The organism is Nitrospira tepida, from assembly GCF_947241125.1.
Taxonomy (GTDB): domain Bacteria; phylum Nitrospirota; class Nitrospiria; order Nitrospirales; family Nitrospiraceae; genus Nitrospira_G; species Nitrospira_G tepida.
Window position 1 is genome coordinate 4,312,555 of sequence record NZ_OX365700.1, and the last position, 22,409, is coordinate 4,334,963.

General features: G+C 63.6%; 22 protein-coding genes. 9 read left to right on the forward strand and 13 right to left on the reverse strand.

Features of this window, described 5'->3' with window-relative positions; translation table 11 throughout:
• Positions 1-4 precede the first annotated feature (4 nt).
• From QWI75_RS20435 to treZ, 4 genes are all read right to left on the reverse strand, one after another.
• Entirely contained in the window at positions 5-1,054 is a 1,050-nt protein-coding gene (locus tag QWI75_RS20435) for a D-alanine--D-alanine ligase family protein (RefSeq protein ID WP_289271216.1), read from the reverse strand.
• Positions 1,051-2,100, reverse strand: coding sequence for a putative zinc-binding metallopeptidase (locus QWI75_RS20440; RefSeq protein ID WP_370693655.1), 1,050 nt, complete (start codon positions 2,098-2,100; stop codon positions 1,051-1,053). Before QWI75_RS20440 ends, QWI75_RS20435 begins: the two co-directional genes overlap by 4 nt.
• A gap of 38 nt (positions 2,101-2,138) precedes the next feature.
• Complete coding sequence (locus tag QWI75_RS20445) at positions 2,139-3,053, reverse strand: mechanosensitive ion channel family protein (protein WP_289271218.1); 915 nt, start codon at positions 3,051-3,053, stop codon at positions 2,139-2,141.
• Positions 3,054-3,148: 95 nt separating this feature from the next.
• The gene (gene treZ / locus QWI75_RS20450) at positions 3,149-5,035 is read right to left on the reverse strand and encodes a malto-oligosyltrehalose trehalohydrolase (RefSeq protein ID WP_289271219.1); all 1,887 of its coding nucleotides are present in this window, start codon (positions 5,033-5,035) and stop codon (positions 3,149-3,151) included.
• Positions 5,036-5,497: 462 nt separating this feature from the next.
• Here treZ and glgX point away from each other — a divergent pair, with 462 nt between their 5' ends.
• The 9 genes from glgX to QWI75_RS20495 all read left to right on the forward strand — a co-directional run bounded on the left by glgX (position 5,498) and on the right by QWI75_RS20495 (position 12,602).
• Complete coding sequence (gene glgX / locus QWI75_RS20455) at positions 5,498-7,669, forward strand: glycogen debranching protein GlgX (RefSeq protein WP_289271220.1); 2,172 nt, start codon at positions 5,498-5,500, stop codon at positions 7,667-7,669.
• Positions 7,670-7,674: 5 nt separating this feature from the next.
• Positions 7,675-8,808: a sensor histidine kinase gene (locus tag QWI75_RS20460; protein WP_289271221.1), complete on the forward strand. Its 1,134-nt coding sequence runs from the start codon at positions 7,675-7,677 to the stop codon at positions 8,806-8,808.
• On the forward strand, positions 8,805-9,476 hold the full coding sequence (locus QWI75_RS20465) for a response regulator transcription factor (protein ID WP_289271222.1): 672 nt from the start codon (positions 8,805-8,807) through the stop codon (positions 9,474-9,476). The genes QWI75_RS20460 and QWI75_RS20465 overlap by 4 nt, the downstream gene beginning before the upstream one ends.
• A gap of 362 nt (positions 9,477-9,838) precedes the next feature.
• A complete protein-coding gene (locus QWI75_RS20470) occupies positions 9,839-10,267 on the forward strand; it encodes a CBS domain-containing protein (RefSeq protein WP_289271223.1) in 429 nt (142 codons plus the stop codon).
• 53 nt (positions 10,268-10,320) lie between these two features.
• Positions 10,321-10,509, forward strand: coding sequence for a hypothetical protein (locus QWI75_RS20475; protein WP_289271224.1), 189 nt, complete (start codon positions 10,321-10,323; stop codon positions 10,507-10,509).
• A gap of 4 nt (positions 10,510-10,513) precedes the next feature.
• Positions 10,514-11,035 (forward strand): FKBP-type peptidyl-prolyl cis-trans isomerase, encoded by a 522-nt coding sequence (locus QWI75_RS20480; protein ID WP_289271225.1) that lies wholly within the window; start codon positions 10,514-10,516, stop codon positions 11,033-11,035.
• Positions 11,036-11,053: 18 nt separating this feature from the next.
• The gene (locus tag QWI75_RS20485; protein ID WP_289271226.1) at positions 11,054-11,341 is read left to right on the forward strand and encodes a hypothetical protein; all 288 of its coding nucleotides are present in this window, start codon (positions 11,054-11,056) and stop codon (positions 11,339-11,341) included.
• Between the two features lie 44 nt (positions 11,342-11,385).
• Positions 11,386-12,015 (forward strand): peptidoglycan-binding protein, encoded by a 630-nt coding sequence (locus QWI75_RS20490; RefSeq protein ID WP_289271227.1) that lies wholly within the window; start codon positions 11,386-11,388, stop codon positions 12,013-12,015.
• Between the two features lie 107 nt (positions 12,016-12,122).
• Positions 12,123-12,602 carry an FKBP-type peptidyl-prolyl cis-trans isomerase gene (locus QWI75_RS20495; protein WP_289271228.1) on the forward strand — a complete coding sequence of 160 codons (480 nt, stop codon included), beginning with the start codon at positions 12,123-12,125 and terminating at the stop codon, positions 12,600-12,602.
• A 1,031-nt stretch (positions 12,603-13,633) separates the two neighbouring features.
• Here QWI75_RS20495 and QWI75_RS22970 read toward each other — a convergent pair.
• The 9 genes from QWI75_RS22970 to QWI75_RS20530 form a co-directional block, all read right to left on the reverse strand.
• Positions 13,634-13,813 (reverse strand): hypothetical protein, encoded by a 180-nt coding sequence (locus QWI75_RS22970; RefSeq protein ID WP_370693595.1) that lies wholly within the window; start codon positions 13,811-13,813, stop codon positions 13,634-13,636.
• Entirely contained in the window at positions 13,810-13,968 is a 159-nt protein-coding gene (locus tag QWI75_RS22975) for a DUF4258 domain-containing protein (RefSeq protein ID WP_370693596.1), read from the reverse strand. Before QWI75_RS22975 ends, QWI75_RS22970 begins: the two co-directional genes overlap by 4 nt.
• Positions 13,969-14,221: 253 nt before the next feature.
• Complete coding sequence (locus QWI75_RS20500; RefSeq protein WP_289271229.1) at positions 14,222-14,497, reverse strand: hypothetical protein; 276 nt, start codon at positions 14,495-14,497, stop codon at positions 14,222-14,224.
• Between the two features lie 95 nt (positions 14,498-14,592).
• Complete coding sequence (locus QWI75_RS20505) at positions 14,593-14,793, reverse strand: dodecin family protein (RefSeq protein WP_289271230.1); 201 nt, start codon at positions 14,791-14,793, stop codon at positions 14,593-14,595.
• 49 nt (positions 14,794-14,842) lie between these two features.
• Complete coding sequence (locus QWI75_RS20510) at positions 14,843-17,614, reverse strand: cation-translocating P-type ATPase (protein WP_289271231.1); 2,772 nt, start codon at positions 17,612-17,614, stop codon at positions 14,843-14,845.
• Positions 17,615-17,637: 23 nt separating this feature from the next.
• Positions 17,638-18,648, reverse strand: a complete 1,011-nt coding sequence (locus QWI75_RS20515; protein WP_289271232.1) for a sodium:calcium antiporter — start codon at positions 18,646-18,648, stop codon at positions 17,638-17,640.
• Positions 18,649-19,021: 373 nt separating this feature from the next.
• Positions 19,022-19,729 carry a mechanosensitive ion channel family protein gene (locus QWI75_RS20520; RefSeq protein ID WP_289271233.1) on the reverse strand — a complete coding sequence of 236 codons (708 nt, stop codon included), beginning with the start codon at positions 19,727-19,729 and terminating at the stop codon, positions 19,022-19,024.
• Between the two features lie 107 nt (positions 19,730-19,836).
• Positions 19,837-21,123: a glycosyltransferase family protein gene (locus tag QWI75_RS20525; RefSeq protein WP_289271234.1), complete on the reverse strand. Its 1,287-nt coding sequence runs from the start codon at positions 21,121-21,123 to the stop codon at positions 19,837-19,839.
• Positions 21,120-22,352 (reverse strand): glycosyltransferase family protein, encoded by a 1,233-nt coding sequence (locus tag QWI75_RS20530; protein WP_289271235.1) that lies wholly within the window; start codon positions 22,350-22,352, stop codon positions 21,120-21,122. Before QWI75_RS20530 ends, QWI75_RS20525 begins: the two co-directional genes overlap by 4 nt.
• Positions 22,353-22,409: the final 57 nt, after the last annotated feature.

The following is a 22,409-nucleotide window of genomic DNA, read 5'->3' on the forward strand; positions in this document are numbered from 1 at the left end:
GTCGTCAAAATGATCCGCTGGCGATTCGATCGGAGAGAATGGCCGCCGGCTTCCAGCGCAGGCCTAGATCCAGAATGCGTTTGATCAAGGCTGGGTAGGCCAGACCCATGTGCGCCGCCGAGTCGGCCAAATCTTCGCCCTGAGCGATCTGCGGGGTGGGGTTGGCTTCCAGGAGCGATACCTGTCCCGAGGCATCGAGCCGGAAATCGATCCTGGCATAGCCGCTGAGTCCCAGCACGTGATAGACGGTTTTGGCGAGACGGCCCACCGTCTCCGTCGTCCCGTCCGGCAGGTCCTTCGCTTCTCCGGACGTCACCCCGTATTTCTTTTGATATTTGCGGCTCCATTTCACCCGCTGCGTCGCGATCCGCTTCGCGTCCGCCGGGAGCCCGTCGAGATAGAGCTCCCACACCGGCAGGGTATGGAGGCGCCGATTCCCGAGCACGCCGACATACAGCTCGCGTCCTTCGATATACCGCTCCACAAGGGCCCCCGTCCCCAGGCTTTGATGAATGAACGCCACCCGTTCCTGCAACTTTCCGTCGTCTTCGACGATGGAGGCCTGCGAAATGCCCAAGGACGCCTCCTCCGAGATCGACTTCACGATGAGCGGAAAGGCCAGCTCCTTGGGCCGCTTGACCGTACGGCCCGGCGGGACGGTGAAGAACTCCGGGATGGGTACGGCATGGTAATGGAGAATTTTCTTGGCCAAGGCCTTGTCGCGCGCGATCATCAACCCCCGCGGGTTGCATCCCGTGTAGGGAACCCGCAACAGTTCCAAATAGGACACCACGTTCTGGTCATAAATGGCGACCCCGTTGAACTCCTCCAGCAGGTTGAAGGCGATGTGCGGCTTCCACTCGTCCACGGCCCGCCGGATCACGGCCAGCTCGTCGCTCACGCCGAGCGGGCGCACCTCGTGCCCCAGCGTCCGCAATGTGCTGACGACATCGTATTCCGTCTTCCACTCCGCGTCGGACAGATCCACCCCCTCAACCGATTCCGGCGGGACCAGATCGGCATGCACCAGGACCAGCACGCGGAGTTTCTTCATAGCGCGACCCGGTGGCGGCCGCTGTGCAGATAGTTCATGGTCTGGACCGTCAGCAGCACCGCAAAATCCATCTTCGCCTGTTCCTCCGGCGAGGCCAGCCGCAGATTCAGCTCCCGGCATCGCCGGATCATGTCCTCCAGGACCCGGTCGATCGTGTAGCGATATTCGCCGGTCCAGCCGGCGACCTTGCGGCAGACTTCCTTGCGCACCTGCGCGAGGAACGTCGCCGCGCTCTTGTTGTTCGCGGCCTCCGGCGCGTCAGTGAACAGCCGGCGGAGGTCGCGGTCATAGAACGTCGGATGCTCCAGGCCGTACCGGAGGCGCTTGTCCCGATAATGGTCGCGCAGGGTCTTGCGCAATCGCGGGAGCGGATCGACCTGCAGGCGCGACCGCACGAGCGGCGGTTTGCCGGCCAGGTCCCCCATCACCCCGTCCACATACTCGAGCTTCTTCAAGGCCGGCCAATCGGCATAGCGCTCGCGCCACATGGAGTCCGGATTGAGCCAGACCGCGAAGGTCTCCGCGAAATCCTCGTCCGGATGGCTTTGGGCGTACCACATGTCCAAGTGCAACACGAAACTCTTGCTGTAGGGTTTGGGCGTGTAGAACTTCGGATAAGACGTCGAGGATTTGCCGAACAACTGCCGGCGATCCCTGCGTCGCCGTAGCCGGTAGGCGTTTTCAATGGCATGGCCGGCCTCGTGCCGGAGAATGCGCATGCAGGATTCCGGCGTGCCGCCCTCGACCTCCAGCATTTGGTTCAGCTCCAGCTTGGCGAGGCGCGGGTGCGCCAGGTAAAAGGGAATGGCGATGCCCGGGACGCCGTCCGGGCTGAACCACTCGCTGGAGAGCCAGCAATGGGGCCGAAAGACCAGCCGGTGGGCGGCCAACTCGCCGTGGAGCCGATCGATCTGCTCGCGGACTTGGCTCCGCTTAAGATCCAAACGCAGGTCGCACAGGCGCAGATCCAGCAATTGCTCGTCCGACCAGCCGGCCCACGCAGGCTCGCCGTCGCCGCTCGTCGGGCTGGTGTCGCTCGGCGTCATGACGAATTCGCCGCTTTCCCGACCGCGCGCCCGGTCGCTCATGCGGTCCCTTCGGATGCTCCCTGCATCCCCCGAACATACAAGGCCGGAGGCGCGCCGTTCTTGGGTTCTCCCCAATAGATCGTTCGGTGGGGAAACGGAATCTCAATCCCCTTCGCGTCGAAGGTCTTCTTGATCCGTCGATTCATCTCCCGGCCGATCCGCCACTGTTGGATCGGTCGGGTCTTGATCCGGCACTTGATGATGACCGCCGAATCCGCGAATTGATCGACCCCCAGCATCTCCAACGGTTCGAGAATGTCCGCGGCATAGGTCGGGTCGGCTTGCAACTCCGCGGCGATCTCCTTCAAGACGGCCATCACCTCATCGACATCCTCCCGATAGGCCACGCCCACGTCAAACAAATAGAACGAATAGCCTTTTGTCATGTTCTTGACCTTGTCCACGGCTCCGTTCGGCACGACATGAACGTTCCCCGAAAGGTCGCGCAGGGTGATGGTCCGCAGCTTGACCTCTTCGACCAGCCCGCCGACGCCGGCGATCTCGACGACGTCCCCCACCCGGACCGAGTCCTCCAAGAGAATGAAGAACCCGGAAATCACATCCTTGACCAAACTCTGGGCGCCGAACCCGATGGCCAAGCCGCCCAAGCCGGCCGCGGCCAAGAGGGGCTTGAGATCCACCCCCACCTCCGACAGGATCATCATGCCGCCGACGGCCATGGCGACGATCCGCGCCACGTCGCGCACCACGCTCGCGAGCGTGTCCGCGCGTTTGATTTCCGACGGACCAGGCAGCCTTCCCTCATACAAACGCCGGAACCTCGCCGTCAGGCGTTTGACCAGGCTCAGGGCCACCATGAGGACCACGCTGATGACGACGATCCGGAGTCCCGACGTCGCCAACCAATCCAACGATCGTTCGAAGAAGCGCGCCCAGAACGACTCTCCCATGAATGCCCTCCCTTTCTCGGAACCGGCCGGTCGCGCCGGCGGCATGACCGGCCCCGGTTGCCGTCAGCCCGGTTGCCGTCAGACAGACTTTCCGCTCACGACGTGCCCTCGGACAGGAAGACGCCGACCCCATAGGCCGGCAGGCTGAGGGTTGCCCCCCCTGCCGTGATCCGGATCTCAGCCGGAAGCCGGTGCTCTCCTGATCCACCTGATTCAGCGCTCGTCGATTCCAGGAACAGCTTCCACAACCCGGCCGGCTCGTGGAGCGCGAGCGACACCGGCCTCGGACTGAACCCCAGCAGGATCAGCGCTGACCGTTCCCCCTCGCCATATCGATGGACCGCGAGCACCTGGGAGGACGCGAATAGCCGGACCTGATGCCGATGCCGGTCCGAAACCGCCGCTCCCAACGACGGGACGCGCTTTCTCAGGTCGATCAGCGTTTTGGTCCAGCGCAGCAGTTCCGCTTGACGCCCCTGCGCGCGCGTCTCCATCCGCAGGCGCGACCGGTCGAACGTGGCGACGTCCTGCGGATCGGGCAAGTCCTCCCGCCAGCCGAACGAGGCGAACTCTTCCCGCCTCCCGCGGCGCACCGCTTCGACCAATTGCGGATCGCCGTGCTCGATGAAGTATTGGAACGGCGCGGTCTCCCCATATTCTTCGCCCATGAACAGCAACGGCACGCTGGGGCTCAACAGGACGGAGGCCGCGGCGACCTTGAGCGCGTCGAACGGCGCCAACGTGGAGAGACGATCGCCCAACGCGCGGTTGCCGATCTGGTCGTGATTCTGCGCGAAGACGACGAACTGCACGGGAGGACGCCCGCGGGAGGCATTGCCGTGCCGCCGCCGCCGAAACCGCGAATATTGCCCGGCATAGACGAACCCGTCCTGCCACGCCGTCGCCAGATCCGGCAACCCGTGGAAATCCTCATAATAGCCGGCCCGCTCGCTCACCAGGCTCGTCCGGAGCGCATGGTGAAAGTCGTCGTTCCACTGGGCATCCAACCCGTAGCCCCCCTGATCCCGGGGTGAAATGATTCGGACATCGTTCAGCGAGCTTTCGGCAATCACCAGGATGCGGCGGCCCAGCCTGGCCGCCTGGTCATGCACGGCCGCGCCGATCTCGTCCAGGATATGTTGGGCGCCGAAATCATAGATCCCGTGAATCGCGTCCAGCCGGAGCGCATCGATATGGAAGTCGGTCGTCCAGTAGAGCGCGTTGCTGACGACATAGTGGCGAACCCCATCGCTGTCCGGACCGTCGTAATTGATGGCCGAGCCCCAAGGCGTCCGGTAATGATCCGTGAAGTAGGGACCGAACTCGCCGAGATAGTTGCCCTCCGGCCCGAGATGGTTGTACACGACATCAAGGATCACCGCGAGGCCCTTGGCATGACAGGCATCGACGAGCCGCTTGAGCCCCTGCGGCCCGCCATAGGACGATTGCGGCGCGTAGGGATAGACGCCGTCGTACCCCCAATTCCGGCGTCCCGGAAATTGCGCGACCGGCATCAGCTCGATCGCCGTGATCCCCACCTCCTGCTTGAGATAGTCCAACAGTGGAATCACGGCCTCGAAGGTGCCGGCCTGAGTAAAGGTGCCGACGTGCAGCTCGTAGATGATCAGCTCCTCCAGCGGCAACCCCCGCCAGCCTCGATCGGTCCAGTGAAACGAGGAGTGATCCACGACGGCCGACGCGGCGTGCACCCCCTCCGGTTGAAACTGCGAGGCCGGATCCGGCCGCTCGATCCGGTCGTCCAGCCGATACAGGTACCGGTCGCCAGGCCGGACCTGCGGCACGACCGCCTCGAAGTAGCCGAAGTCTTGCGGCTTCATCGGTACCAGCCTGGGAACCGCGCCGGGCAACCGGACCGCCACGTCCTTGGCCCGCGGCGCCCACACGCGGAACCGCGTGGAGTCGTCGCCGAGATAGCGCGCGCTAAGATCGAGCTGTTTGATCTGCGTAGGATCGTCGGCCATAAGACCCTCCATACCGAGCTTTGCTAGAGCCGGCGGCTCATCGGGCGTAGCCCCTCTTCATGGGCGCCGCCGGAGAGACACCTCACGTGGCTTTTCTTTCGCCTTTCTCCATACCGAGCTTTGCTAGAGCCGGCGGCTCATCGGGCGTAGCCCCCTCTATACCAAGCTACGCTTGAACCGCCGGCTATTCATTGTGCTTTTGTAACTGAGCCGGCGGAGAAGCACCTTGTGCGTGTTCCCATTCTCCGCTTTCATGGGCCGCCGGAGAAACCCTGCCAGGGTTCTCCTCGCCCTTCTCCCGATTCAAACTCTGCTTTGCGCAGTCTGCCAGATGCCTCGCGCCTACACCAGCGGCGCCGGAGAATTCCCGGGCGAGGCCTTGCATAGCAGCCCGCCGGCCCGTTAGAACTTGTAGGCATCGACAACGACCCTGACCGCAACCGCCGTCTTGGAGGCTGTTTCATGAGAGTTTGGCCGGGAAAACCCTACCCTCTTGGGGCCACGTGGGATGGAGAGGGAGTGAATTTCGCGCTGTTCTCCGAGAACGCGTCGGGAGTGGAACTCTGCCTGTTCGACGATCCGCGCGCCAAGCAGGAATCGCATCGGATCAGGCTCGAGGAGCGGACCGATCAAATCTGGCACGTGTATATTCCCGGATTGTGGCCGGGGCAGCATTACGGCTACCGGGTGCAGGGCCCCTACGAGCCGGCGGAAGGCCATCGATTCAATCCCAACAAATTGCTGATCGACCCCTACGCCAAATCCATCGCCGGCCTCATCGAGTGGTCGGACGCGATGTTCGGGTATCCGATCGGGCACCCGGACGCGGACCTGGCCTTTGACGAACGAGACAATGCCGGCAATGTGCCCAAGTGCGTCGTGATCGACTCCGCCTTCACCTGGGGGGGCGACCGCCCGCTCAAGACGCCGTGGGAGAAGACGATTATCTATGAAGCCCATGTCAAGGGGATGACGGCCCGTCATCCCGAGGTCCCGGACCATATGCGCGGCACCTACTCGGGCCTGACCACTCCCGCCATCATCGACCACCTCGTCAACCTGGGCGTCACGGCCATCGAATTGCTCCCGGTGCACCATTTCGTCCGTGACAAGCATCTGGCGGACCGCGGCCTGACCAATTACTGGGGCTACAACACGATCGGGTTCTTTGCGCCGGACATCCGCTATGCCGTGTCCCCCATCCGTGGCCGGCACGTGCGCGAGTTCAAGACCATGGTCAAGACGTTGCATAGCGCCGGGATCGAGGTCATCCTGGACGTGGTCTACAACCATACGGCCGAAGGAAACCATTTGGGGCCGACGCTGTCGTTTCGCGGCATCGACAACGCCTCCTACTACCGGTTGGTCGCCGACGACAAACGGTATTACATGGACTATACCGGCTGCGGCAACACGCTGAACGTCACGCACCCGCGGACCCTGCAACTGATCATGGACAGCCTGCGCTACTGGGTGACCGAGATGCACGTGGACGGATTCCGATTCGATCTCGCCGCGGCCCTGGCGCGAGAGCTGCACGAAGTCGATCGGCTGAGCGCCTTCTTCGACATTCTCCACCAGGATCCGATCCTCTCCCAGGTCAAGCTCATCGCCGAGCCCTGGGACCTCGGCGAGGGTGGCTATCAGGTGGGCAACTTCCCGGTCGGCTGGGCGGAATGGAACGGCAAATATCGGGACACGATCCGGCGATACGTCAAGGGCGACGGAGGCCAGGTGGCGGAGCTGGGATATCGCCTGACGGGCAGCAGCGATCTCTATGCCGCGAGCGGCCGGCGCCCCTTCGCGAGCGTGAACTTCATCACGGCCCACGACGGGTTCACGCTCCACGATTTGGTGTCCTACAACCACAAGCACAATGAAGCCAACGGCGAGCAGAATCGCGACGGGACCGACGACAACCTAAGTTGGAACTGCGGGGTGGAGGGTCCGACCAACGGGCGGACCATCCTGGAATTGCGCGAACGCCAGAAGCGCAACTTTCTGGCGATCCTGTTCCTCTCGCAGGGCATCCCGATGCTGTGCGGCGGCGACGAAATCGGCCGGACCCAACGCGGCAACAACAACGCCTATTGCCAGGACAACGACATCAGTTGGTTCGATTGGCAACTGGATCAACCCAGGCGGGACTTGTTGGAATTCACGCGCAACCTGATCGCATTGCGCAAACAGCATCCGGTCTTGCGCCGGCGCCGATTCTTTCAGGGGCGGCACATCCGGGGATCGGAGGTCAAGGACCTGGCCTGGTTTCGTCCCGACGGCAAGGAGATGACGGACGAGGATTGGGACCGGGGATTCGTCCGCTCGCTCGCGCTGCGTCTGGCGGGGGATGCGATCGAGGAGACCGATGAACAAGGCCGGCGGCTTATCGACGATACCCTGTTGATTCTGCTGAACGCGCATCACGAGCCGTTGGACTTTACCCTGCCCGCGCATAAACGCGGCGTGCGCTGGCAATCGGTGCTCGACACGTCATGGGACCACGGGCATCGCCGGCAAGTCGTCGTCCTCAAAGGGGGCGAGCAGTATGCGCTCAGCGCGCGGACCATCGCCGTGCTGAAACTCCGAAGCCAACAGCGGGCGTCCGCTTCGGATGCCGGCGGTGGAACCGCGTAATCGGCGTGCCTCGCAGGCGTCACAGAGGAAGGTCCGCCGGGCGGCGGCCTCGCCCGTCCTCCCCGGAGGCCGGTGCCGCCCGTCGATGCGGCCAAGCCGTCCCGCCCCAGGCCGACGCCCTCTACGATGCCGCGCTCCGCGGGCCCCTGCCGATCGTCGTGTATGCCGCGAGGCCGCTGGGCCGCTTTTCCAAGACCTGGATCAGCGAGACGGTCGCGCGGATGACCGGTTTCGCGACGAACGACTTTCTTCGCAAACCCGGACTCTGGCTGTCCCGCGTCCACGCCAAGGACCGCATCAGGGTGCGACAGGTCTTCCAAGCGGCTCGCCGGGGGGACGCCGGCATCGTGGAATACCGGTGGCGAACCGCCGATGGAACCTATCGTTGGTTTCTGGACGCTGTCAGCGGGCAGGGGGATGGAACGAACCGGCCCCGCCAACTGATCGGCCTCTGGATCGACATCACCAGGCGCAAGCTTGCCGAAGAGGCCAGGCAGATGATCGAAGCCCAACTCCGCCAATCCCTGGATGAGCGGGCCAGGCTCGCGCGGGACCTGCATGACGACATCATTCAATCTCTCTACGCCGTCGGGTTGAACCTGGGGGAATGCCGGCAGGTATTGGCCGCCGATCAAGGGCGCGCCCAGCAACTGCTGAACCATGCCGCCACCGGGCTGAACGCCGTCCTCCGGGACCTCCGCCTCTACATTGCCGGATTGGAGCCCGAGGCCTCGCGCGGGCACAGCCTGCGGGAGGCCATGCGATCCCTGGCCGCAGGCATGCAGGCCACCGGGCTCATCCAGTGGGAGGTCCAGGTGGACCCCCGGGTGTCCCGCCAGTTGTCGCCCATGGAACGGTTGTCCTTCATCCAGATCGCCAAGGAAGCCATGAGCAACAGCCTCCGCCATGCCCGCGCGCAACACGGGCTGATCGCGGTGCGTCGCTGCCACGGCGCGCCCACGTTGCTCATCGAAGACGACGGCGTGGGCTTCGACGTCCGGACCATCGGCGATCATGCCGGCCGCGGGTTGCGCAACATCCGGGCCCGGGCCGGCCAACTGGCCGCGCACCTGAGCGTGGAGAGCCGTTTCGGCGGAGGCACGCGCATCATGCTGCGTCTTCCGGTGAAGGCCCGATGACCGCGCCGGCCAAGAACAAGATCAGCGTGTTGCTGGTGGACGATCACCAGGTCGTCCGCGTGGGGCTCCGCTCGCTCCTGACCAGCAGCCCGACGATCGAGGTCGTCGGGGAGGCCTGGTCCGTCGCCACGGCGGTGTCGGAAGCCCGGCGTCTGAAACCGGATGTCGCGCTGATGGACATCCGGCTGCCCGACGGCAGTGGGGTCGTCGCCAGCCGGGAACTCCGGCGCACGGTCCCCCGGACCCGCATCCTGTTCCTGACCTCGTACGAAGACGAAGAGGCGATGATGGAAACCATGGCGGCCGAAGCTCACGGGTATTTGCTGAAGGAGGTGGACGAAACCCGATTGATCCGGGCCATCGAGGCGGTGGCCGCCGGTCAATCCATCCTCGACCCGCCGACGCTGCAACGCCTGCGGAAGAGGCGCGACGAGCCTCCGGCCTCGCCGGCGGCGCCGGCGCACGACCCGCTGTCGATGCAGGAGGAACGGGTGCTCGCGCTCGTCTCGCAGGGCAAAACCAACAAGGAAATCGGCCGCGCGCTTCGCCTCCACGAGAAGACCGTCCGCAATTATCTCACCACCATCTATACCAAGCTTCGCGTCAAGAGCCGCTCGCAGGCTCTCGCCTATTACTTCTCCCATCTCCGCCGGGACATTTGTCCCTGATCTTCCGGGACATCCCGCATCCGATCACAGGACATCCGTCACTTCCCCCGCCGAATCGGCGGCGGTAGGGTGAGGGAGCGGAGTAAAGCAACGTGAGGGGTTTCTCCGGCGGCGTCAACGAAGAAGGGCTGCGCCCGATGAGCCGCCGGATCTCGCAAAGCGCGGTATGAGACAAGGAAAATCCCTGGTGGGGTTTCTCCGGCGGCGTCAATGAAGAGGGGCTGCGCCCGATGAGCCGCCGGATCTCGCAAAGCGCGGTATGAGACAAGGAAAATCCCTGGTGGGGTTTCTCCGGCGGCGTCAATGAAGAGGGGCTGCGCCCGATGAGCCGCCGGATCTCGCAAAGCGCGGTATGGAGGGAAATGATGACGCTTCAAGGCACCCCCGAGCAAGGTTTTCAAACCGTCAAGGAGATCGTGACCACGAATGCGCTCTGCTTCCGCGCGGACGCCGACGGTGTTTCCGCCGCCATGGCGCTGTTGACCGCGCATGCGACGGGCGCGCCGGTGGTCGATCACAACGGGGTCCTGGTCGGATTCGTCAGCGAGTTGGATCTGCTTCGCGCCATGGACCGCGGAGAGCGCCTGGGCGAGCGGCAGGTCGGCGAGATCATGCGCAAGGATCCCATCTCCATCAGCGAAGACACGCCGTTGGTGACGGCGTCGAGGCTGTTGGACGACTACCGCATTTTGGTCTTGCCCGTGATCAGAGACGGAACGGTCGTCAGTTCCATCACCCGACACGATCTGTTGCGGGCGCGGGTCGGCCTGGGGCCACAGATAGAAGAATAGCGTCGGCTGAACATGCCACGTCGTCGTAGGCCCGCAAGAAGAAGGAGCTTTCCATGAATGTCCGAGTTGACAGGGCTGGGACCAGCCGGCGCCAGTTTGCCTGCGCCCATTGCAAAGGTCCCGTGAAGCAACAGGATCAGGTCGTGTGGGCCCAAGACCAGGGCCATACATCGCCGGACGGTGACCATGTCTGGCACAAACAGTGTTTTGACGCCTATTTGGAGCAGGGAGAGGAGACCTGAGCCGATGCACCGCGCGGAGTTCGGAGACCGCGTGACGGTTCGGTACCGCCTCTCCCTGGAGGATGGGACGAGCATCGACAGCACCTCGTGCGATGAAGTCATCGACTTCGTCGTCGGAGACGGATCGGTTCTCCCGGGGCTGGAAGTTGCGGTGGTCGGCATGGCTCCGGGAGAATCCAAAATGGAGCACCTGACGTACGAATGGGGCTTTGGCCCCTACCGGGACGACTTGACCGCGGAGGTGACTGAACAGGGCTTTCAGGCGCTCGGCATCACCCCCTATGTGGGGCTTGAACTGACGATTCGTCACGAGAGCGGCCAATTGGTGCCCGTCGTCATCACCGACATAGAGGACGGCCGCGTACGGCTCGATGCCAACCATAAGCTCGCCGGCAAGACCATCCGGCTGTCGATCGAAGTGATCGGCATCGTCAAACCTGCCTCCTCCGGAGTTGACGGAGGGGTCAACGGTGTGAACGGCCACGGCAAGCTCCTCGGCGGCCTCAAACGCTTCGGCCTGGCATGACGGGGGCCCCGGCGACCGATGGGACCGTCGATCGATCTGAACGATGTCACCGCCGTGCTCCTGACCGACGGAGTCTGGCATGCCGTCGAGGGCGCCACCGCGGTCGTCGGTTCCTATGAATTCCGGCACAACGGACGGGCCGTGCTCGGGGGCGGCGGGACCACCGGGGTTTCGCAAATGGGGCTCGCGTGGAAGCTGCCTCGCAAGCGGAAAACCCAAGGGAGCGCGGAGGAATGGCTGGCCGTGCCGCTCTCATCCATCCTGGCCGTTCGGTACGGCACAGACAAGACCCGGGAAGTTCCCTGAAGAAGCCGCGGCTGATCGGCCTGTCATAGATCGGAGGTGACAGCATGGTTCGTCTGTTGAATGGATCACGGAGCGCGTCCCCGTACAGCCTGTTACGTCTCACCGGAATGGCAGGGGCGTTGGCCGTGAGCGGCTGCGACTATTGGCCGCCGGCGCTCCAGGCGCAGATCGAAGAATTGGAAACGGACAATGCGCGGCTGCTCGAACGCCAGACGGAAATTCAGCAACGGCTGACGGATACCCGCCGGGACAACGAGAGTCTCAAGAGCGAGGCGGAGGATCTGGCCAGAAGGAATCAGCAGCTCGCGGCTCGATTGCAACAGGCGGAACAGGGACTGCGGGCGCGCGCGGCCGCGCCATCGCAGAAGCAGCCGGCGGTCATGACCGCCAAAGTTCGGCCAACCGGCCGTGCCGTGCGATCCCGGCGGCCAGCCGCCGGCGCGCCGACTCGGGGAAAAGAGGTTCGTCGTCAAATCCGCCTCACCTGGCCGAACATGACGGGACCGGACGTGAAGCGACTACAGCGTCTCCTGCGCCGCCGGGGGCTCCCTGTGATCGCAGACGCCATTTACGGGAGAGACACCAGGGCGGCCGTGATGTGGTATCAGCGGCAGCATGGGCTGGCTGAAGACGGTGTCGTAGGACCGAAAACCTGGACCTCTCTGACCAAGTAAGCACGGCCGGGTTGACGCAACGGCCACCGAGGAAGAGGCCGTCGTCGATTCCACCACGACAGCATCGTTCGGAGTACGCCATTCGACCATGACGGAAGGAGGACCATATGTCTGAGGTCAAAGTAGGCGATATCGTGCGCGTGAACTATATCGGACGGCTGGAGGACGGCACGGTCGTCGATTCCTCCCAGAGTTCAGGGCCGTTGGTCTTCGAAACGGGGCGGCGCATGGTGATCGCCGGCATGGAACGGCTCATCATCGGCATGAAACCGGGCGAGCGAAAAGCGGAGACCGTGTCGCCGGAGCAGGCTTTCGGCCCCTATCGACAGGAATTGACCAGCCGAGTCTCCCGCTCCTGGTTTACGAATCAGCAGATCACGCCGGAGGTCGGGCTCGGGCTCAAGATCAAGAAATCGGAAGGCGACACGCTGCACGCCGTCGTCACCGACATCGCGGAAGACACGGTGACCTTGGATGCCAACCACCGGTTGGCGGGGAAAGCCCTGGTTCTGGACGTGGAGCTTCTGGAGAACCTTGGCCCGGCCGAACAGGGCGCCGGCGCGGCGTCATCTGGGGACCCTTCGTAAGGGTCCCCGGTCCGCTCGCATCACCGGCTTCGCTGAGCTTCCTCCAGCGTGTGCGTCACCTCTTCCTTTCGCCTGTTTGTCTTCGCAGCCGACACCTTACGTGCGAACGCACCTGCGTCTGTGACTCCACGATCTGTTGTGTTCAAAGCGCGGTTATCCGCGAGTTCATTGTGTCACTCCTACATGACAGCCTGTTCATCGGATCCATCCGACTGGCAGGATGGCTGGGGAACTTTAGGTCGCGGGAAGCTTGGTCATTGTCGCCAATTGCCTCATGGAGACAACGAGGAGCAGGACGGGACCGATGGCAGGTAAGTTCCGCGGCTGGCGCTTTTCCTTCAGCCGGAGGAGCCGACGGGCCTGATGGAGGAGCGAGGCGCTCGGTTACGCGTCGCCTCAAAACGATGGTCAGACGCCAATTGGGGTCAGAGAGAAGATGCGACCGTACCGCGCCGCTGTCGTCGTATCTCCTTTTTTGGCTCTTCAGGATTTTGTGTGGGTGACTCAAGTTGAGGGTCGGCATGGGGCTTGTGCTGCCGCGCCTCTCAGAGCGACCCTACCGGGGCTTGCCGAGCGGAAACCCTTCCGAAATTCCCGCGGCCACGGTCTGCGACGTGGTGCCTTGGTCAGTTTCGGCTTTCCTGCTCGACAAACTCTCGGTGGGTCCCCGCTCCTTCAGCGAAGGCAGCGTCACCCCCATGCCGACCCTGAAGCCACCCCAATGCCTGCAGAGCAACCCAAGGGCTTTTCCGGAAATTGTGCGGGCCATCGGACGAGGTGCCATCGTGCCAGCCCCGGCTGGAAGGGCGGACACAGAGGGTTCGCGTCATGGCGGGAACGGGGCGAATGCAGGTTGATCCTGGTGCCACCGCGACGGCTTGACGCTCCGGCGTCGCCTCACAGTCGCGGTGGCCGACAGGACGACCAGGAACGGCCTCCTGACGCCAACGCATCATGACGCAACCCGAGTGTCGGGGAACCCGTTGCCTTTCTGGATGCAACGGGTCCAACGTCAGCCGGAGTCATCAACTTCACCCACACGATTTCCGGAAGAGCCCTTTTTTCAACGCCTCACGCACATCATCGAGCTTGTATGCGTCTTGGACCGATAGGTAGGGAGACCACTCGTCATCGGTCACCAGAAGCTCGACATCAACTTCGGCAAGATATCGCCCTTCGTGAACCAGCTTCGTCCGCCGTTGCTTCCTCATTCGCGTCTCCTCATGAATCCATCCCGCCACTGCTCGGGGTCTGGCCGATAAGCAGTCACGACAACCGCTGGCTCCGAGTGTCCTTTGGGAATGCCCCGCACGACATGTATCGGATTGCCATCTCTGTCTCTCTGTAGCACCAAAACACAGGGCACTTTGGGATAGTCCGGACAATCGCGATGGTGACTTTGACTCCTTCCTCCCGAACGACAAGTTCCTCCGGGCGAGGAAGGAAGTCAGGAACGACCTTGAGGTTTCCGAGTGGTTCGTCTGTGTACTTGATTTTCTCGCTCATAAATTTGCCTGCCTTTCCGCCAGTAGCCGGCCCCGAAGATCCGAATGACGTCGCGAAACGGCAGACTTTCTCAGCATCCTGCCAAGAGTCCTTCAACGATAGCGGCAGACTCCTCACCGGCGACGCTGCGATTCCTCCAGCGCTTCTGTGACCTGCTCCTTTTTTCTGCCTCTCTTCGCAGCAGAGACCTTTCGTGCCAGCGCAGTCGCGTCCGAGGTTCCCCGATGAGGCTTGCTCAACGCGGCCGTCACTCGACCCTTCTTCTTCATGGTCTTGGCTGCCGCCACGGCCCTGGCAAGCGGATTCGCCGTCACGCCGCCTTGCTTGGTTCGCCCATTCCCTCCGGAATGCGATGCAGCTTTCCTGGACGCGGCTTTCTTGGTTGCCATCTCGTCACCTCCCATCCGAACAATGTTCCGGTCGGATGGCGCAGGTCGATCGCCCCGGCGATCAAGCCCGCAACCGGCCGACATCCGCCACAGGCCTATTCCAGCACGAACGTGATCTTCAGATCGACGCGATAGGCCGTCACCTTGTTTCCCTCCACGACGACCTGCTGTTCCTTGACCCAAGCCCCCTTGATGTTCCGGACGGTCTTCGAGGCCTTGTCGATGCCCTGCTTGATGGCGTCTTCAAAGCTGTGGGTCGATTCGCAACTGAGCTCGATGACTTTGGCGACAGACATGGCGAACCTCCTGTTGATAGGTGAGCACCCGCGAGTTTCCCCTCAACCTTTACCCGGTTGGCTTCATATCGGCTTTGCAACTCCTGAAAAACTTCCAGAGCTCCATGATGACAAAAGGCAGCAGACTGAGCAACGCGATCAATCCCCAGTCGGCCAGCGGAAGCGGCCCGGCCTTAAAGAGGGAGGCGGCAGCCGGCACCAAAAGAATCCCCAATTGCGCGCCGAGCGAGAGCCCGAACGCCAACAGAAGTTGGGGATTCGTCGTCACGCCCAACCTGAACAGCGAATGGTCGGCGCTCCGGCAATTGAACGCATGCACCAACTGAACCAGCACCATGACTGTGAAGGCGACGGTCCGGGCCTGCTCAAGATTCTGTCCCAAACCATAGAGGCAATAGGCAAAGGCCCCCAAGGCAATAACCGCCATCATCAGACCCTGCCCGCCGATGGCGAGCAATCTGCCTCTATCCAACAGGCGATCGTCCGGCCGCCGAGGCGGCTGTCGCATCAAGCCGGGAGCCTTGGGGTCCACGGCCAGGGCCAGGGCTGGGAAGCCGTCGGTCACGAGATTCATCCACAGAATCTGAATGGGCAATAGGGGGAGCGGCAACCCGATCAGGGTCGCAAACAGCATCACCAGCACTTCGCTGACGTTGCAGGAGAGCAGAAAATGGATGGTCTTGCGGATGTTGTCGAAGATGCCCCGCCCCTCCTCGACGGCCGCGGCAATCGAGGCAAAGTTGTCGTCCATCACGACCATATCGGAAGCTTCCTTGGTGACGTCCGTGCCGGTGATCCCCATGGCGACGCCGATGTCCGCCTCCTTGATGGCCGGCGCATCGTTGACGCCGTCGCCCGTCATGGCCACGACGGCGCCGCGCGATCGCCAGGCCTTCACGATGCGAAGCTTGTGCTCCGCAGACACCCTGGCGTAGACGCCGACCCGCTCGATGCGGGCGCCCAACTGCTCGTCGCTCAATCGGTCCAGCTCGACTCCGGACAGGGCCGCACGATCACCGTCCAGAATGCCCAGATCTCGGGCAATGGCGACCGCGGTGTCCTTGTGATCGCCCGTGATCATCACGGTTCGGATGCCCGCCTCGCGGCAGACCTGCACGGCCACCTTGGCCTCCGGCCTCAACGGGTCCTTCATCGCGGCCAGGCCGAGGAACAGGAGGTCCCGTTCGAGGGCATCGGACGTCAATGCTGGTGGCATCTCCAGCCCCGGCCGCTCCGCCATCGCGAGCACGCGCAAGGCGTCCCGCGCGAAGGCATCGTTCGCGCGCAGAATCCGTTGCCGCACCTCGTCGGTCAGGGGCTCGCGCTTTCCGTCCAGGGTCATCAGATCGGTGCAGCGTGACAGCAGCACATCCGGCGCGCCCTTCACGTAGGCCGTCACCTCACTGCCGGCTTGCCGGACTACCGTCATCATCTTCCGTTGAGGATCGAAGGGCACTTCCCCGATGAACCGGCAACGGGATTCCAGCTCATCCTTCCACAGGTTCAGCTTGGCCGCCGCCACGAGCAACGCCCCCTCGGTCGGATCGCCCAGCACGCGCCAGGTTCCGTCCTCCTGTTGCAACGTGGCCCCATTACAGAGCGCCGAGGCCGTCAGCAATTCCCGTATGCCGGGCGGCGGTTCCGTGCTGCCCGAGCCGTGGCGCTCTCCCGCCCAAGCCGCAGCCGCTTCGACTGGTTTGAGGTCACCATCCGGCTGATAGCCTTCCCCCGTCACCTCGAAGACCTGCCCGTCCATGAAGAGCCTGGTCACGGTCATCTCATTCTTGGTCAAGGTGCCGGTCTTGTCCGAGCAGATGACCGTCGCCGAGCCGAGCGTTTCGACCGCCGGCAGTTTGCGGATCAGCGCCTGGCGCTTCACCATGCGCGTGACCCCGAGCGCCAGCGTGATCGTCACGATGGCCGGCAAGCCTTCCGGCACCGCCGCGACGGCCAAACTGACCGCGGTCAAAAACATCGCCACCGGCGGCTCGCCTCGCAGCTCGCCGAGCAGAAACACGACCGCCACGACCCCGAGGGCAAGCCACAACAGCGTATAGCCGAACTGCTCCAAGCGCCGTTGCAGCGGGGTCGCGGTCCGCTCCGCTTCTGCCGCGGTTTGGATCATCGCCGCAATGCGCCCGAGTTCGGTCCGCATCCCGGTCTCAACGACCAGACCCCGCGCCTTCCCGGACACGGCCACCGTCCCCATGAACACCATATTGGCCCGCTCGGCCAGCGGCACGTCTTTCCCGGCCAAGCCTTCGCTGGATTTCTGCACCGGCGTGGACTCTCCGGTGAGCGAGGCCTCCTGCGTCTGAAAGCCCGCGACGTAGGTCAGCCGGATATCAGCCGGAACTTGATCGCCGGCCTCGACCAGCACCAGATCGCCCGGAACCAGCTCGCGCGCGGGAATCGACCGGACCGTTCCGTTGCGCAGCACCTTCGCCGTCGCCATCGAGAGGCGTTTCAAGGCCGCCAGGGACTGCTCCGCCCGATACTCCTGGATAAACCCCAACAGCCCGTTGAGGAGCACGATGGCGAGGATGGCCGCCGCGTCGATCCAATCTTCCAGCCAGCCGGAGATGACCGCCGCGCCGATCAAGACCCAGATGATGACGCTGGTGAACTGCGACAGCAGGAGCGTGAGGATCGATGTCGGAGGAGCCTCGGGGAGCTCATTCGGCCCGTATTGCCGAAGCCGCCGGGCCGCGTCCTCCTGTCTCAGGCCGGCCTGCGCATCGGCATCGAGCTGCGCACAAAGTTCCTCGACCGCCGTGGCGTGCCATGATCGCGTCTGCTGAGCGGGGGTCTGATTCGTCATGATCGACATGATCTAGACATGATCTAATGGAAGAGCAGCCAGAGCCCAAACAGATACCCCAGAATGATGACAAAACTGTCGGGCTCGATCAGCGCGACCCGCTTCTCGACCCGATAGATGATGCCCATGAGCGCGGTGCTCATCAGGACGATGCTCCACAGCGCGGTGAGCGCATGGGCGCCGTCCAGATCCCCGAACAGCGGCCCTTGCCGATAGGCCAGATCGACGAACACGAAGGCCGCCATGTTGAAGGCGTTGCTTCCGAACAGATTGCCCACCGCGAGATCGAAGGCGCCGAGCCGCACCGCGGCCAACGAGGTGATCAGCTCCGGCAGAGAAGTCGTGATCGCCACCAACGAAGTGCCGATGAACGACTCGCTCACCCCGGTTTGCTTGGCGACCTGATCGGCGGAGGAGGCGAGCAACGGCGCGGCGAGCAACAGGGCCAGCGCGGCAACGGCGAATTTCATCCCGGCCCGTTTCAGCGCCGCCCGCCGGCTGAGCCGTTGCGGCTCCTCCTCCGCCCTGGCCTCGACCACCAACTCCTGCTCCCGTTCCCGGCGTTTGACGAGTTCCTGCCGATAGACCACCCGCATGCCGAGAACGTACAAGGTCGGCAGCAGCAGGCTGACCCATCCGATGCCGCCATGTTCCACTTCCGGTCCGTACAGGATGAAGAAGGCCACGAGCGATGTCAGAATCATCGCGAGCCCCGCGACCAACGCATGTTCGAACGCCGCCTGTTGCCAGACCCGCTTCCCGCGGTGCAGTTGATCGATCAACCCCATCGTCAGCATGTTGGCCATGCCGGCCCCGAGCAGATCGCCTGCCGCAAGATCCGGCGCGTCGATCCAGGCCGCGCTGACCGTCGTGAACAGCTCCGGCAAGGACGTTGCCGCCGCCATCAGCACCACGCCGATCCAGAGCCGGCCGAGACCGGTGAGGTCCGCGATGTCATCGCCGTAGCGCGAAAGTTTCGTGCCGGCGTAGACGATCACCACAGCGCTGCCGGCGAGGATGAGCCAGGCGGTCACCGGTCCCTCCGTCGAGCCCTCGGTCCATGCCGGCGACAGCCTTGACAACGATTCATCGCCGCGGCTTTCGTCCCTTGATCAACACCACCACCCCGATGAGACCGACGACGATCGCCAACAAGGCCAGCCACGCCAACTGATCCATATCGCACTCCTTTCGGATACCGCTGCATGACGCAACAGGGACAGCCGCAGGGAAGAGGAGCCCGACCTTCCGGAGTCGTGCACGGGAAGTGCCAGTCGGCAAACACGCGACGGCATCCCGACGGATGCGGAAACGGATCGAGCCGATACGAATGTGGAAGGGGTCGCTGAGGCAGAACTGGGCATCCGCTCAGGCCGGCCTGTCGCCAAATGCCTCAACGAAGGCGGTTCACAGATGACGCAGGTCGTCGCCGCCGTCTTCAGGGCGGCGGTGCGAGAACCGCTGTTCGAGATATTCCTTGGCCAGATCCTTGGCGCCCAAGCCGAAGGCGATCGAGGCCGCGAGGACCAGGCCGCCCAAGGTGATCCCGAACCCGACCACGACGATGTTGCGCGCGATCCCGAGCTGCTCCAGCGCCATCGCCACGGCGACCAACTGCACGCCCCATCGCGAAGCGGCCGCGATAATGCGGGCAGGCCGGAGGTTGGCGTTGACGGCGGCGATCAGGACCGCCTGGGAGATGAAATTCGACAGCAGAAACCCCGCCAGCAGAATCAGCGCCGCCACGAACAGGTGCGGCATGTAGGCGAGGAACGACTGGGCGAATTGATTGATCGGCTGAAGGTTGAGCGCCCCCAGGGCGGCAATCGTGGCGGACAAGAGCACCACCCAATAGACGCCGCGCCCGGCCAGGTGAGAGGGATCATACTTGACCCCCCCGCGGATCAAGGCCGTCGTGAGCCCCAACCGGTTGCAGAGGTGATCGAGACCGATCGCGCGGAGAAACCGCTCGACCCCGTTGCCCAGCACCCACGCAATCGCCAGCCCGGCCGAAAAAATGATGACGGTCGCGAGGACGTTCGGAAGCAGCTCGAGCATCTGCCTCGCCAGAGCTTCCAAGGGAGCGAGCAGCGCCGTTGTCCAGAAATCTGTCATGTTGCCCTCTTCGCGGACGTGAACCGTCAAACGTCAAGCGACAGCCGTTCAACGTCACGCATCAATCCGTTTTCCGTCTCCCGTCTCACGATTTACGTGGCCCGTCTTCACGCCGTCTGATCGCCCCATCGTGCGATCAGATACGGCTTCTGCTGCTCAAACGCCTGGCAGAGCTGCTCGATCCGGCCTTCCGCCTCCTGTGTCGTCAACCCCTGCGTTTCCAGGACGAAACTGGCGGTGCGGCCCAGATACAGCGGCGTGAACGCCTTCAATAGGTGCTCGCGCGGCATGACGCGCTTGTGGTAAGCCGCCGCCGCGTCGTACACCAGCCGCGCCCACACCTCGTTCGCGATGTGGAATTGCTGGTGCGACACCCGGCGCAGGGCCAGGAGGTCCTTCATCGTGTCCGGCCCGAGGATCTGATTCCAGACCGGCTCCAGGTCCGTGAGGCCCTGATAAAACGTGTTGATCATCCGCTCGACGTTCACATTGACCGGTTCGACCCCGACCGCATATTGAAACCCGAACAGCTTCACCGCGTTGGTCCCCTGGAGTTTGGTCCAGAGCCCCTGATGTTCCTCCATCAAGGCGAACATCGCCCCCAAGACCTGCACCAGCATGGCCGACAGATCCGCCGCCGGGTCCTTGGGGTTGTGGATCTTAGCCCCGAGGAAACTCTGACAGACCCGTCCGCCGGTCGCGATCGCCTCGGTCGTCATCCAGATGTCGATGCCGAACTTGGCGACCTCGGATTCCCACACGTGCTTGTTCAAGTAATGTTCCGCCAAGCGGCCGGAGAAGCCGAAGTCTCCGCCGATCGGCTGGCGGATCCGCTCGCCGTACAGGGCTCGAGTCAGCGGGTAGACGATGCTGTTGGTGATCGTGCCGTCGTACTTGTGCCGGAGATAATAGGGGGCGACGTAGTCGAAGCCTTCGTCCAGAATCGGGCTGATGAGCAGGTCCATCCACTCGGGCGTGATGCTGCGCAGGTCCGAATCCACCACCGCGCAGGCCTTGGCCTTGAGCCGGCGGGCGATCTCGAAGATCGTGCGGAACGCGCTGCCCTTGCCGGGGATGCCGTGGTACGGCGTCACGATTTTTTGGAGCGGGCTCTGCTGGTCGCTGATCAGCATGGCGGAGAAATCCACGAGGGTCTGCGCCACGACGTCGGGCGTCCCGTCCGTCGAGCCTCCGTCGGAATTCACGAGCACGGCGCGCTGCTCGGGAAAGTATTTGGCCAACCCGGCGCTCACCGCCCGCACCACGTGGCCGATCGTGTCGGCGTTGTTGAAGCTGGGAATGCCGACCAGGATGTCGGCCGTGCCGATCCGCTGGACGACGGCCTCCGTCTCCTCGGTCAGCGCGACGAACGAATCCGGTATCTGGCCGCTCATCCCTTGCCCCCGGTGGGGTCCCACTCATGGTCTTGCTCGACCGCGTCGCGGAGTCGGTGGAAGATGTCCGGCACGGCATGCGCGACGCGGCTCCAGTTCGAGATCATCGGCACGCCCAGCGGGTCCGTGAGAAACACCTCCGTCGCGAGCTTCAACCCCTTCAAAAAGGTCTCGACTGCGGTCCGCTCCTGATGGCGGTCGAACTGCAAGCCGTTGATCGCCGCATCGTCCTCATAGCGCCGGATCGCTTCCTGCGCCGTTTGGAGATAGGTGGCTCGCAGGGTCTTGAGCAGGCTTTCCGGCAGCACGATCCCCTCGCTCGCCAGGTTGCGGAACAGGGACTTGGTGATGTCCACGCACATCTTGAGCAGGCCGCCCTCCGGATTGTCGGCGGAGAGGCCCTGGTGCTTGTGCTCGTAGGCGTCGGCGATGTCGGCTTGGCAGATCCGCCGGAGCGCGCAGTTGCGGTAGACCTCGGCCAGCACGCCCACCTCCAGGCCCCAGTCCCCGGGAATGCGATTGATCCAGGCCAAATCCCGGACCATGGCGAACTCGCCGGCCAGCGGATACCGGAAACTGTCCAGAAAGGTCAGCAAGGGCTGCGGCCCGACGAGCCGTTCGAGACTCCTGACCATCGGCGTGATGAACAGCCTGGTGACCCGGCCGTGCAACCGATCGGTGACCCGGCTGTAGTAACCCTTGCAGAACTCATAGCCGAGGTTCGGGTTGGTGACCGGATAACAGAGGCGGGCGAGGTAGTCCCGCTGATAGCTCACGATGTCGCAATCGTGGAGCGCGATCACGTTGCTTTGCCCGCGCGAGAGCACATAGCCGAAAGCCAGCCAGCAGGACTGTCCCTTGCCGGGCAACCCCACGTCGATGGCCTGCCCCGTCAGGGTCTTGAGGATCTCTTGAATGTTCGGGCCATCCACCCAGACAAGCCGGACCCGCTGCGGCAAGACCTTGAAGAATTCCTTGGCGCGCCGGAACTCCAGCGCCGAGGCATGGCCCAGGGCCACCACGATCTCGTTGAGATAGCGCACCTGCGCCAGCTCCTTCATGATCCTCTGCAAGGCCGGACGTTCCAGCTCGGAATAGAGCGATGGAAGGACCAACGCGATCGGATTGATCTCGCCATAACGGATCAGCTCGTTCTCCAACCGTTCGACGTTCGGCGGGCCGAGCCGGTGAAGCACGGTGACGACCCCGTTTTGGAAGAAATCGGCCATGTCGGGTGATTCCTATTATTGTGAGTGGCGCGGCGCGTTTGGCTCCGAATGCCGCGG